At 40.8% G+C, this 13,191-nt stretch carries 11 protein-coding genes; all 11 read right to left on the bottom strand.

Features of this window, described 5'->3' with window-relative positions:
* Positions 1-14: 14 nt before the first annotated feature.
* The 11 genes from EO112_RS04905 to hypF all read right to left on the bottom strand — a co-directional run bounded on the left by EO112_RS04905 (position 15) and on the right by hypF (position 13,187).
* A complete protein-coding gene (locus EO112_RS04905) occupies positions 15-980 on the bottom strand; it encodes an ABC transporter substrate-binding protein (protein ID WP_127163226.1) in 966 nt (321 codons plus the stop codon).
* A gap of 214 nt (positions 981-1,194) precedes the next feature.
* Positions 1,195-2,535: a branched-chain amino acid transport system II carrier protein gene (gene brnQ, locus EO112_RS04900; protein ID WP_062401853.1), complete on the bottom strand. Its 1,341-nt coding sequence runs from the start codon at positions 2,533-2,535 to the stop codon at positions 1,195-1,197.
* Between the two features lie 12 nt (positions 2,536-2,547).
* Positions 2,548-4,176, bottom strand: a complete 1,629-nt coding sequence (locus EO112_RS04895) for a phosphoenolpyruvate carboxykinase (ATP) (RefSeq protein WP_127163224.1) — start codon at positions 4,174-4,176, stop codon at positions 2,548-2,550.
* A gap of 224 nt (positions 4,177-4,400) precedes the next feature.
* Positions 4,401-5,288, bottom strand: coding sequence for a UTP--glucose-1-phosphate uridylyltransferase GalU (gene galU, locus EO112_RS04890; RefSeq protein ID WP_009353569.1), 888 nt, complete (start codon positions 5,286-5,288; stop codon positions 4,401-4,403).
* A gap of 14 nt (positions 5,289-5,302) precedes the next feature.
* Complete coding sequence (locus EO112_RS04885) at positions 5,303-6,862, bottom strand: LptA/OstA family protein (protein WP_062401859.1); 1,560 nt, start codon at positions 6,860-6,862, stop codon at positions 5,303-5,305.
* A gap of 9 nt (positions 6,863-6,871) precedes the next feature.
* A complete protein-coding gene (locus EO112_RS04880) occupies positions 6,872-7,978 on the bottom strand; it encodes a hypothetical protein (RefSeq protein WP_127163221.1) in 1,107 nt (368 codons plus the stop codon).
* A gap of 57 nt (positions 7,979-8,035) precedes the next feature.
* Positions 8,036-8,482: a hypothetical protein gene (locus EO112_RS04875; protein WP_062401864.1), complete on the bottom strand. Its 447-nt coding sequence runs from the start codon at positions 8,480-8,482 to the stop codon at positions 8,036-8,038.
* A 103-nt stretch (positions 8,483-8,585) separates the two neighbouring features.
* Positions 8,586-9,593 (bottom strand): hydrogenase expression/formation protein HypE, encoded by a 1,008-nt coding sequence (hypE, locus tag EO112_RS04870; protein ID WP_127163219.1) that lies wholly within the window; start codon positions 9,591-9,593, stop codon positions 8,586-8,588.
* Positions 9,594-10,712 (bottom strand): hydrogenase formation protein HypD, encoded by a 1,119-nt coding sequence (gene hypD / locus EO112_RS04865; protein ID WP_127163217.1) that lies wholly within the window; start codon positions 10,710-10,712, stop codon positions 9,594-9,596.
* Complete coding sequence (locus tag EO112_RS04860; RefSeq protein WP_009353557.1) at positions 10,669-10,923, bottom strand: HypC/HybG/HupF family hydrogenase formation chaperone; 255 nt, start codon at positions 10,921-10,923, stop codon at positions 10,669-10,671. The genes hypD and EO112_RS04860 overlap by 44 nt, the downstream gene beginning before the upstream one ends.
* An 8-nt stretch (positions 10,924-10,931) precedes the next feature.
* On the bottom strand, positions 10,932-13,187 hold the full coding sequence (hypF, locus tag EO112_RS04855; RefSeq protein WP_127163215.1) for a carbamoyltransferase HypF: 2,256 nt from the start codon (positions 13,185-13,187) through the stop codon (positions 10,932-10,934).
* Between the last annotated feature and the right edge of the window lie 4 nt (positions 13,188-13,191).

Below are 13,191 nucleotides of genomic sequence, written 5' to 3'. Positions count from 1 at the left end.
CCCCCACTACTATACTACTGTTGTCGCAATGACTCTGGAATCTGGATATGCAAGCGATCCGCTTCGTCTTGATTGAATACAAATTTAATAGGCTCTTGCATCTCGATTGGCATGCTATCCGGTGTGCTTTCACCACGAAGCACACGGGCCGCCATATGTCCAGTTTGAACTCCTAATCTATAAAAGTCTACAGAATAGGCTGCTAGTCCACCTGTTTTTAACCATGTCTCATCAGAGGGAAACACTGGTACGTTAGCGCTACTAAATATAGTGACGATGTTTGCATAGGATGAAGCAATGATATTATCTGTTGGAAAGTACACTGCATCGATACCCATAATAGCTAATTGATTCGCCGCCTGCGGCACATCATTCACGTTGGATACGGTAATTTCCACTAATTCCATACCATATTTCTGTGCTTCTTTTCGAAAACTCTCTGCTTGTAATTGTGAATTCACTTCACTAGATGAATAAATAGTACCGATTTTTTTCGCATTCGGCAATATTTGATGCACTAATTCCACTCGTTTTTCCATAGGCACCATATCTGTGGTACCCGATACATTACCACCTGGATGTTCATCACTATCCACTAGTCGTGCTGTGGTAAAACTCGTAACCGCCGTTCCTAACACCGGAATATCCTTCGTAGCATTCGCCATAGCCTGTACCGCTGGAGTTGCAATAGCCACTACTAAATCGGAATTACGGGCCACAAATCGTTGGGCAATGGTGTTGAGGTTCGATTGGTCTCCTTGAGCATTTTGATGGTCAAGAATCACATTATCTACAAATCCCTCTTCCCGTAATCCATCTACAACACCTTTGTTGGCTGCATCTAGTGCGGGATGCTCCGCTAATTGCAAGATACCTACTCGGTACATCTTGCCTCCTCCTGGTGCTTCTAGTGAAGATTCATGCCATAGTAAGAATCCCACCAGACAGACCACCAACAGGGCCAGTCCTTTTTTCCACATAAAAATCTCCTTTCTACTATACTACATTGGTAACCTCGCGCTACCGCCTACAGTCTTTCTATGGGAAAGATATAGAGATTATACCACATGTGAAAGTAATAGAAAATATATAAATTAAAATTTCTATAGAATCTAATGTCGTCTCGATACATCATCTACACAGATAAACAAAACGACTAGATTATTACAATCTAGTCGTTTATCTTTAATTCTACTATTTACGTACTAATGCGATATGCACCATACCGATAAGGAAACCGATAATGGACGGCACAATCCAGCCCATACCGATAGAAGCAAATGGAAGCATTCCGTAATATGGCAACGCCCACTGTACAAATCCAGATTGATTGATAAATGCTGGTGCTGTTGCCATAGCATCACCTAATGCCGCAAATAGGGCAAAGGCTGTTGTCCACGCATACACAGCTTGTCTACCTTTGAAAATAGGTGCTGCAAAGGATAACAAGATGATTGTAATAGACAATGGATACAAGAACATCAACACAGGGATAGCTAATTCGATGATTTTTGTTAAGCCTACGTTAGCAATTAAGAAACCCACTGCTGTTGTTAAGTATGCATAACCACGGTAACCCAATGTGTTTGGGAACATTTCATCAAAAGTTTCACCACAAGCACCAATCAAACCTACGCAAGTTTTTAAACATGCTAGTGTAACAATGATGGCCAACAAGATAGCCCCTACATTGCCGAAGTAAAATGCATTCATTTGCGCCATGGTAATACCACCATTTTTAGCAAGGCCTAATGTTGTGACACTTGTAGCACCACTGTAGGCTAAGAAACCGTAGATAACAGCCATAATAGAGCATGCCACGAAGCCTGCTTTTACAAGTCCCATAGCAATGTCCTTAGGTTCTGTGACCCCCACACCTTGTAAGGCACGGATAACGATGATACCAAAGGCTAACGATGCCAATACGTCAAGTGTATTATAGCCTTCTGTAAAACCTTTGAAGAACGCATGGGTAGCATATTCCCCTTGTGGCGCTACTGATGCGTAATCTCCCATTGGCATAACCACTACAGTGATTAATAAAATGCTTAGGAATACTAAGAATAATGGCGTTAACACTTTACCAATGTATGTCATCAATTTTCCTGGATTCAAGGAGAACAAGATAGCAATAATAAAGAACACTGCAGAAAATACACCTAAGGCAAGATCAGGATTGACACTGCCAAGGAATGGTTCAAATCCGATTGTATAGGATACTGTACTCGTTCTTGGGATAGCAAATGCTGGCCCAATCGTGATGTACAATAACAAGGTAAAAATTTTACCATAGGTCGGGTGTACACGACTTACCAAGTCTTGTAAGCCATTACTACGAGACACACCCATAGCGACAATACCCAAGAATGGTAGTCCAATAGCTGTCGCTAAAAAGCCTAAAATAGCTGGCCACAACGCTTGACCTGCTTCTTGTCCTAAGTGAACAGGGAAAATTAAGTTTCCTGCTCCGAAGAACATCCCGAATAACATAGTTCCAATAAAGGCTACAGAACCCCAAGATAATGTTTGATTCATCACTATTCCCCCTTACATAATGATTTTTAATACATCTAGTACTTCATTTGGCAACTCATCTTTTGTTCCTTTTAATTTTTCAATGTAATCGTAGCGGAACTCAAATGCTTTGTGCAAAATATGATGGTACTCACGAACTGTAAAATCTGGTTCAAAACCTTCAACTTTTACATATTCTAAGTTTTCATATTTATAGAACGGTTCAAAGTTAAGGCTACCCTCAACCAAACCTTCTAACAAGCCTAATGTTACTTCTTTTGGAATTTTTTTGTCCAAGAAGAAGCCCGTATTCATAATGTAGCAATCTACACCAGATTGAGTGAATAGTTTTTTGTAACTTTCATAATCGGTACGTAAAGAATAGGTACGGAATGGATTAGCATAGGGTTCAATCACCAATGCATTAGGATCTACATTAGCATCCAATTTTTCTGCTGTAGAACGACGTGTTGCCAAAGTAGCTCCCATAGTAGCCGCTAAAATTGGATCATCAACTTTTAAAATTGGTGGCAATGTTTTATCTTTCATCAACCACACGATAGCATTCACTGGGTCTTTTACAAAGTTCACACGATTATCTGTCCAGAATTGTGATTTAATAGCACGACCATTGTTATTGCGCACATCTTCTGCTAACACAACTTTGTTACCATCTTCATCTAAAGTAACACCCACATTTTGCAATGTTAATAGGTATTTATTAGCAGGATGTTCCACTGGATAGTCTTGCATTTTATCAAAATATGTTGGTTCTAAGGCAATGGAAGACAAATCGTCTGTATGAATGATATAGGCATCATCATGTAATACAGAAATATCATATCGTCCACCATGCTGTTCATGAGTCAATGTAGATTTACCAGATCCTGATAACCCAAATACGCCAATCGTATAAGAAGAACCATCTTTTAAATTGTATCGTTTCATGCCACCATGGCATGCCACATAACCATAACGATTTGCCAAGGACCATCCTAATGTAAGAGTACCTTTTTTATGTTCCCCAAAATAACGCATACCTAAAATCATAGCACAGTTATGAGCAGGGTCAAAAATAGCCAGTCCACCTGGATGTCCTTCTACCACATAATCTGGATCAGAGTAAATAAAAATATCCCCTTCTGGAATCTCTTTACTACCTCTATAAAAGGCTTTTACTTCCTCATTGAAAAATTGGAAATTAATAGCCCAAGAATATAGGATCGATGCGTGCTCTTTAGGAATCATCAAGTGCGCACGAGCAGTAAAAGCTTCATCCAAACCTACGATAGCTTGCGCTGAAATCCATTCTTTATGACGGCTATCATATACTGCATCCCGCGCAATATCACATAATTCTACTTCATTAATACCTTCATCGCCAATAATACGGCGAGCTTTTGCATAACGACCTGTTGTTTTACCATTATTTGTAACTAATACTTTGGCATCTTGCGGTAAACCTTGCTCTTCCGCACGGTATACGGGCATATCTAATACAACGACCCCAGGTTCTTTCGTGGCTAAATCATAAGCCTGTGCAATAGACTTCACCGGTGTTACATTATTTCCATAAAAAGCAGTTTCTATGGTACTTCTTAATTTGGAAAAGAGCGGATTCTCTTTAATTTCGGAATGTTTCCATTTTAATCTTGTTGCCATATGTTCCTCATTAATTCTAACTTACTATACTTATGCATATTCTTATATTCTAACATTTAATTAAGTATTTCACAATATGAGACCAATCATATATACTGCATCAGTCTAGCAAATACAGGCCTCTGTGATATGTATCACAATGTATTTTTACTATGCGATGAATAGTTATGAAAAAACGGATATCACAAGGCATTCACCTCACAATATCCGTTGATTCTATACAACTAAGATCTATGATTCATAATATAATCAATATCTAAGTCTTGCAAATACAATTTAAATGCCTCAGCCAACTGTGGATTTCGTAAGCCGTATTCTACAGTCGCTTTTAAATATCCTAATCGATCGCCTATATCATAGCGCACCCCTTCATAAGAGTAAGCTAAAATTCTTGAGGAAAGTCTAGCAATCGCGTCGGTCAATTGAATTTCATTGCCCGCCCCTTGGGGAGTTTTTTCTAATTCATCAAATATATCTGGCGTCAAAATATAACGACCTAATACCGCCAAGTTCGATGGGGCATACTCAAGTGGTGGCTTCTCCACCAAACCTGCTACTTCGTACACATTCGGTTCGATTTCACTACCTGACACAATACCATAGGAGCTAACTTTTTCTGGAGCTACAAATTGAGTTCCTAAAATTGTTACGCCATCATGGGCATAATGACAATCAATTAATTGCTTCAAGCACGGTCTTTGTGGGTTATAGACCACATCATCCCCTAATAGAACAGCAAATGGCTCATCCCCTATAAAAGACTTCGCACAATAGATAGCATCACCCAATCCACGGGCTGTTTTCTGACGAATGTAATGAACTTTAATATTCGCCAAATTTCTCACCATATCAAGATGTTGTTGCTTACCTTGTTGTTGCAATAATTGCTCTAACTCCACACTAGTATCAAAATGATCTTCAATCGCACGCTTATTGCGTCCCGTAATAATTAGAATATCTTCAATACCTGAATCGATAGCCTCTTGCACAATATATTGTATTGTTGGTGTATCCACAATAGGCAACATCTCTTTCGGCTGTGCCTTAGTGGCTGGTAAAAAGCGTGTACCAAAGCCTGCCGCTGGAATCACTGCTTTTCTAACTTTTTTCATGGTTTCCCCTTAGATTAAAAATCTTTCGCTACCAATGTATATTCCCATTTCTTTTGTTTTGTACGATATGTCAAGGATCCTTCAAAGGAATGTAAATCACGATGCCATGTAAGATCTACATACCGTAACTCATGAGTCTGCATATCTCGTTGTATCTGTACACTAAAGCGATCTAATCGAGTAGCTTGTACACTTAGCCCATAGTATAAATTATACTTCACATCAATTTGATCAAATGGATATGGAGAGTCGGCTGAGACAGATACATTACTTTGACGATATCCAGCCCAAGCTTTCACACGAGGTCCTAGGTTGGTGTTGGCAGCTACACCCCAATATGGCATAGAACGAACCGACGAATTATATCCGTAGTAGTCACGTTGGTAACCACCATAGAAGGTAACCTCTGTATTAGGCCCTATATGAACTGGGTCATGAGATACTTCACCATACATCTTAGCATGAGTTCCCTTGATATGACCTTCATACCATTTACCATAGCTAACACCACCACGAATAGTCACAGGAGTGCTACCAAGATGATACGCATGCGTATCTACCGATAATTCAGGCTTCTTCTCGACCCATACTTTTTTCGCATTTAATGTAGCTGACTCGCGACTATACGCTATTTTTGCTTCCCCCCAAGGCAAGAAATGAACATATCCAAAGGATGGTTTAAACCCAATATGAGTTCCCCAAGTATAATGTAAGAAAAGTTCCCCATGTTTAGATACTGGATAATCAATTTTACCATTTAAACTCAATCCATCAGAAGAATTATATTTCGGTCTTGGTACAAAGGAAAATACGCTCACTTGTCCTTGTTTATCTTGACGCAAAGACACCGTATATTTATTTACAGAAATAATCCGTTTATTTTTAATATAAAAACTTGCATTATGAATGACTGCTTTATCTCCAGGGAATACCTCTATATAGTCCCCTTCCACACGATAATCAGGTGCCCCTTTAAAAGCAATGGCATGTTTTGTCGTTAACCAACCTTTTTCAATGCGCCCTGTTTTACCATCAAAGTCGCCCACTTCTGCTTTTACCCAATAGGGATCGGCATAGCCAAATACATTTTTTGTATGAGCTGCTCCAGTAGTAGCATTATAGGTAATATGAGAACCTTTTAAGTCCTTTGTATCCCCTTTATCTTCTAAAAAGTGATAGTCCGATACACTTTCATATTGCTGGGTCTTCGTATTACCTTCTAGTCTTTCTGACAATAGTTGTTGATTGCCCCGTTCTACTTCTACAGCGCCATTGGCCCATACACGACCAGTAGTATCGTTATAATACATTTTATCTGCATCAATACGAACTGGTACAGCCGGTTTTTCTACCACTTGTTTGCCTTTTTTTTCAATTGCTTTAACCTGCAAATTGGGCGCATACTGTGTATCTGTAGATACTGTGGAAGTCTTAGGCATTTGCACATACTGAGTTTCGGCAACCTTTGGAGCGGCTTCGAATACTGGGGTCGTAGCATCTACTGTTTGGGCATGACCTTGTGTACATGCCAATGCCGTCAAAATAGCAGCGGCTGTTACAGAATATCTTTTCATGCTCATCTCCTAGTCTTTCTCACGTTTTACAATGATGACAGGTTTTTCAGTTAAAGAATCATCTGGTACCACTTGTACAGGTTCTTCTTTTGCTTTTACAGCAGGAGCTGGCGTTGATTCAGCTACTACTTTTGATGCTGCTACTGGTTCAGCTGCTGCTTTTGGTGCTACCACTGGCTCCACAGGAGCTTTTTGCACAGCTCCCGTATCTACACCATGTACTTCCACCCCAGAAATAGTAACAGAGGATTCAGGCTGTACATACACAAGAGTTCCTACTGGTAAATCAATAGATTTACCTTTTACAAAGAAGCCCCCTACAAGGCCTACAGGTCCTAATAAAACAGCCCCTGCTACAGACGCACCAGCCGCTTTTAGTTCTCCTTTTGTTTTAGACTTAGCTTCTTCACCTTGGATGGCTGTGAAAACTGTACCATCAATACCTTGTAATTTATCAAATACAATGTTTAATTTTGCATTACGTCCAAAAGATCTTGCTTTTGTAATTTCCGTAATATGGCCAATACCTACTGTTCCTTTAGGAATCAACAGAGTTTCCCCATCCATTACATCTTCTGCTACTTTGACATGAACTACATCATCTTTCACATTTTTTTGAGATGTTACTGGTTCTGTTAATTCTAGAGTAAATACTTGATCAGCCCCAATAGTTCCTAGTTTTGTTCGCAATGCTACCTGTGTTCCAAAAATAGATTGCTTTAATTTTTGTACACGACTTTGTAAAGAACCTTTTGCTTCTAGTCCATTCACACTGCGTTCCATTTCGCCAATGCGTTCTACGAGAGAGCCACTATGAACTTCATCATAATACATCCATTCCAAAGCATTGACTTCTTGATGCAACGTTACCTTTGTTCCTTGACCTTCTACAGATGTATACAAAGATTCCACTTGCCCTGTAATACTACCTTGTTGTTTTGTACCATAAATAGTATCTTGTAATTGATGTACTCGATCTGTTAATGCACCTACTTGTACTTTACCATACACAGTACTTTCCAAAGCTTCTGTTTTTTCTAATACTGTGTCTGGTGCAGCCCATACACTTGTTGCTAAAAGAGCAAATACAGCTCCTAATACAGCAGAACGTTTCATAGTATCTCCTCATCTCTACTAACACATAGATAGCACGGGCAAGCCCGTGCTAATCCATTAAATCTTCAAATCTATAATTGCGGATACGCCAACCCCTTGAATGCGATTTGCAGTCGTTGGGTTCGTACTGTCAATCGGTACTAGTCCTTTTACGCGAGCTACGGAATTAAAACTAGCCTCAATTTGTGCTACCGCTTCCACACGTTCCACTTCACTACTAGGTCCTGTTATCTGTGCTGCACCAATATGGCCGCCTTTACCAAGACTGACAATAGGAACTACTTTTGTTGAATAGGTAGTACTCAAATTATTTTGCTTTAATAAATTGTTCAAGAAATTATTAATGGAGTCTCCATATTTATCCACTAGAAAGCCCACGCCTCCCACTTTCAAGGCGCCTCCTAATAAGCTTCCTAAATTGAACGCCTGAGCTTGTTGCACTCCAACAACACCCACAGTGGCTACTGAGAATGCTACCATAGCAGCTACGATTTGTTTTTTCATCGTAATATCCTCCTTTTCCTTTCCATTGTATCAAAAAATAAATTTTTATTCTATACAAAGTATATGAGATATCCATGATTTTTTCATGAAATCTTACATTTTTTTAGCAAATCCGTGGAACTTGGTCTTCTCCGAGCATATCTAACAAACGAATTCCGCCTACTGCCGTTTGTAAACCTACTTTACCAGCATTACCATTCACTATATCACCAATGATGACAGCATCACAACCTTCTGTAAAAGTCCGCATCATCTGCACTACATCATCTGCCACATCAGCACGTACAATGGCAATCATTTTACCTTCATTGGCTAAATACAATGGGTCATACCCTAATACTTGGCATACGGATTGCACTTCCTCACGGACAGGAATGGCGGACTCTTGCAATCGAATCCCCTTTTGAGCAGAATTTGCAATTTCTTGTAATGTGGTAGCCAATCCACCGCGAGTAGGATCTCTAAAAAAAGCAATATTTTTTCCAAATGTTTCCAATAAGGCATGGGACATAGTATGTAAGGGAGCACAATCTGTCTGAATTGTGTCTGGCAAATCTAATCCATACCGAGTTCCCATAACAGCAATGGCATGGTCACCCAAGGTGCCGGATACAATAACTTTCATACCACTTTCAATATAGGGAGTACCTAACTGTACATAGTCTGGTACAATACCTACACCGGCTGTATTGATGTAGATTCCGTCAACAGAACCCTTTTCTACCACCTTCGTGTCTCCTGTAATGATAGAAACACCTGCTTGTTGTGCCATATCAGACATGGTTTGTAGCACCACTTCTAACGTAGGGATAGGCAACCCTTCCTCTAAAATGAGTCCACAAGACAAATACTGAGGAATAGCACCCATCATGGCTAAGTCATTCACTGTACCACATACAGCTAACTTACCAATGTTACCACCAGGAAATATATGCGGCGTCACTACATAGGAATCTGTGCTCATAGCCATACGCCCATTAGTAACGGGAAATACAGCCCCATCATGTAATTCATTTAATATTGGATTAGAAAAATATTTCACAATATATTTGTCCACTAGTTCGTGGCTAAATTTACCACCATTACCATGGACTAACCGAATCCGTTCCATTTATTCCTCCCAAGTCATTCCACCGCTGGAAAAACCGTATTTATACCAAGCTGAACAACTACCTTCTACGGATACCATACAAGCTCCTACTGGATGCTCTGGCGTACAAAGTTTGCCAAATAAAGGGCATGCATCAGGATGAATCATCCCTTGGATAACAGACCCACATTGGCAACCTTTCGGTCCATCACTAGTGGTAAACGGAGGCAATGGTAATTGTACTAATGCATCATAAGCAGACCATTCACCTCGCAACTTTAATCCTGATGCAGGTAAGGTACCAATACCACGCCAACCATCATCAGACGGCTCATACAAGGTATTCATTAATTGTTGTGCTACTGGATTTCCCGTTTTTGCCACCACGGACCGATACGTATTTCCTACATAAAATTTCTTTTCTTTACGTTGTTCTAAAAGATTTACAATGGCTGCTAAAATTTCCACACCATCAAAGCCAGCAATACAACTTGGCATATGATATTCATCAGCTAAGAATTGATACGGCTGTTCTCCAATGATAACGCTTACATGACCTGGCAACAAGAATCCATCAATTTGATGATCTGGATTACTTAATAAAGCGCGTAATGCAGGAGGGACCAATTTATGAGATATCAAGAAAAATACATTCTTGAGTCCCTTTGCATGAACCGCCTGTATTGTAGCTGCTATGACAGCTATAGTCGTTTCAAAGCCAATGCCTAAGAAGATAATCTTCTTATCTGGATATTGTTCACTTAAGGAAAGTACTTCCATTGGGCTATAGATAATCTCAATGTGGGCCCCCTCTTCTTTAGATTGCCATAAATTACCTGTCGTGCCAGGTACTTTCAGCATATCTCCAAAGGTGGCAATCACTACGTCATCTTGAGCTGCATACGCCAAAGCTTGGTCCATGTATTGTTGATCTGTCACACACACAGGACATCCAGGACCACTAATCAGCTCGATGCCTTTTGGTAGCATTTGACGGATGCCTTCACGGAAGATAGCCACGGTATGGGTCCCGCAGACTTCCATAAACCGCACCGTTTCTTCCGGATTATGTAATTCACGAATGCGCTCTAGTAGACTAGCAGCGACCTTCGATTTTTCTGTTAAAGTAATCTTGTTCAAGTTCTTCTAACTCGCGGAATGCCTCAAGGGTCAAACGAGCTTCCTCCTCATCTACAATTTGTACGGCACAGCCCGCATGGACTAATAGCCAATCTCCAATTTTTGCTTCCGGCACCAATAACAGGCTACACTCCCGTTGCACTCCTGTTAATTCTACGGTACCGATGGATTCATTAATATGCACCAACTGTGCAGGTACTGCTAAACACATAGTATCTCCTATCTATTCTTATGACTTCCTAACCACAGTTGACCCAAGGCGATACCGCCATCATTCAAAGGGCTTTGGTTAGGAATGTGGATATGGTACACTTCTAATTCCCGTATCACTCCTTCTAGGAGAATGCGATTTTGGAATACTCCTCCACACAAGACAATATGCGAAATATGTCGTTCTTCACAACATTGTTTCGCCATCTGTCCTATATAATATATCAAAGTTCTGTGAAAGTTTGCTGAGATTTTTGCTACACTTTCACCATCTTTTAATTGTTCTATCACAGATCGTACTAAACTCATTGTATCTAATACCGTTCCGTCCAGCTTCATATCTAGGATAGTGCCCCTCTCTGAAAGCGCCAGTTGCTCTAACTCGATAGCAAGTTGCGCATCATAGAGATGCTCATGGCCTACCCCTAACAAAGACGCTACTGTATCAAATAAACGACCACCGCTAGAAGATCGTATCGTCTGCATATGAGGAATCATTTTCTCAAATAGTTCCCATCCCTTTGGCAGTGTTTTCTTCCACTCTTCTATAACTGTGGGTCCCCCTGATGGATAGATCTGATTCACATACCACAATGCTTGACGCCACGGTTCTCGTACTGCCACTTCACCACCTGGCAAAGGGGCATAACTCAAATGTGCCATACGTTCCATATGCTCTTGATGACAATATAAAAACTCACCGCCCCATAGAGTGCCGTCTGTGCCATATCCTGTCCCATCAAAGCAAATACCTAACACTGGTTCCTGAATATTATACTCTGCCAGTACCGCTGCCACATGGGCATGATGATGCTGCACTTCTATGACAGGTAATTGATGTTTCTCTGCATAGATTCTACCACACTGTGATGTGTAGTAATTCGGGTGGGCATCCACGATGACCTCTGTTGGTTGTAATTGAAATAAGTCTTCATAGCGCTTCGTTGTGGACCATAACAAATCCTGTACTCGTTGATGCTCCATATCTCCCATGTAGGGGCTAAGGATAGCATGAGAACCTCGATTCATCGCAAATGCTGCCTTCATATCTGCACCCATAGCTAGCATAGTTGAACTCTTCTCTAATGCTACTACAGGAATGGATACAGGTACGTATCCTCGGCTACGGCGAATCATGATTGATGTATCATGCACCACTTGTACCACCGAATCGTCTACAGGCGAAATAATCTCCCGATTGTGAGTCAATATATAATCTGCAATGCCCTGTAGCTCTTCCAGTGCCTGTGCATCATCATATAGCACAGGATCACCACTGCGGTTGGCACTGGTCATCACCCACAAAGCATCAGAGGGTATCAAGCTATAATGATACGGTGCATAAGGTAAAAGGATGCCTAATGTTGCCATTCCTAGGGCTACACTAGATGCTACAGTACGCTCTGTTATCTTTTGCAACAATACAATGGGCCTTGCAGGACTCAACAATAGTTCTTCTTCCTTTTCAGATATATGTACATATTGTTTTGCCGTTTCCAAGGACCCTGCCATGACCGCTAATGGTTTTCGAGGTCGTCCTTTGCGCTGACGCAAGGTTTGTACTGCTGTTTCTTGTAACGCATCACACACCAAATGATAGCCACCCACGCCTTTTAGTGCCACGATAGAACCATTTTGTATATGCTTTTGGGCTTGCTCTATCGCATCCAGCCCAGTGGTGAGTACCGTTCCATCTGCGCCTTTCAATGTAAACATGGGTCCACAGTGCTCGCAAGCATTAGGCTCTGCATGATACCGTCGACCTTCTAGGTCGTCATATTCCTTCTGACAGTCTTCACACATAGGGAATACTTTCATTGATGTTGTATCACGATCATAAGGGGTACTTTCAATAATCGTATACCGAGGACCGCAATTCGTACAATTCGTAAACCCATAGTGAAAACGTCGATTCTCAGGGTCCTGTATATCTTGCAAGCACGCCTCACAAGGCGCCATATCAGCGCCAATAAAGGCATGTCCTTTCACACCATGAGAAAGGATAATAGTAAAATCATTCAAAGCCTGTAGTTCTGTCGATTCCATTTGTAAGGTATCAATACGTCCATGCATAGGCAAGTCAGATTGCAATCGTTCTACAAACAGTTGGCAATCTGTATCCATACCTTGTATGTGTATCTCCACACCGCTCGTGTCGTTTCTCACTGTGCCCACTACTCCTATTTCATGAGCTAGTTTAGACACAAAGGGGCGGAATCCTATGCCCTGTACAATGCCCGTTACATGTATGGTATATGCCTTCATAGAA

Origin of the sequence: Veillonella sp. VA141, from assembly GCF_003992175.1 — a bacterium.
Taxonomy (GTDB): domain Bacteria; phylum Bacillota; class Negativicutes; order Veillonellales; family Veillonellaceae; genus F0422.
Note: the sequence above shows the minus strand (reverse complement) of the source record. Positions and strands in the feature narration are given on the sequence as shown.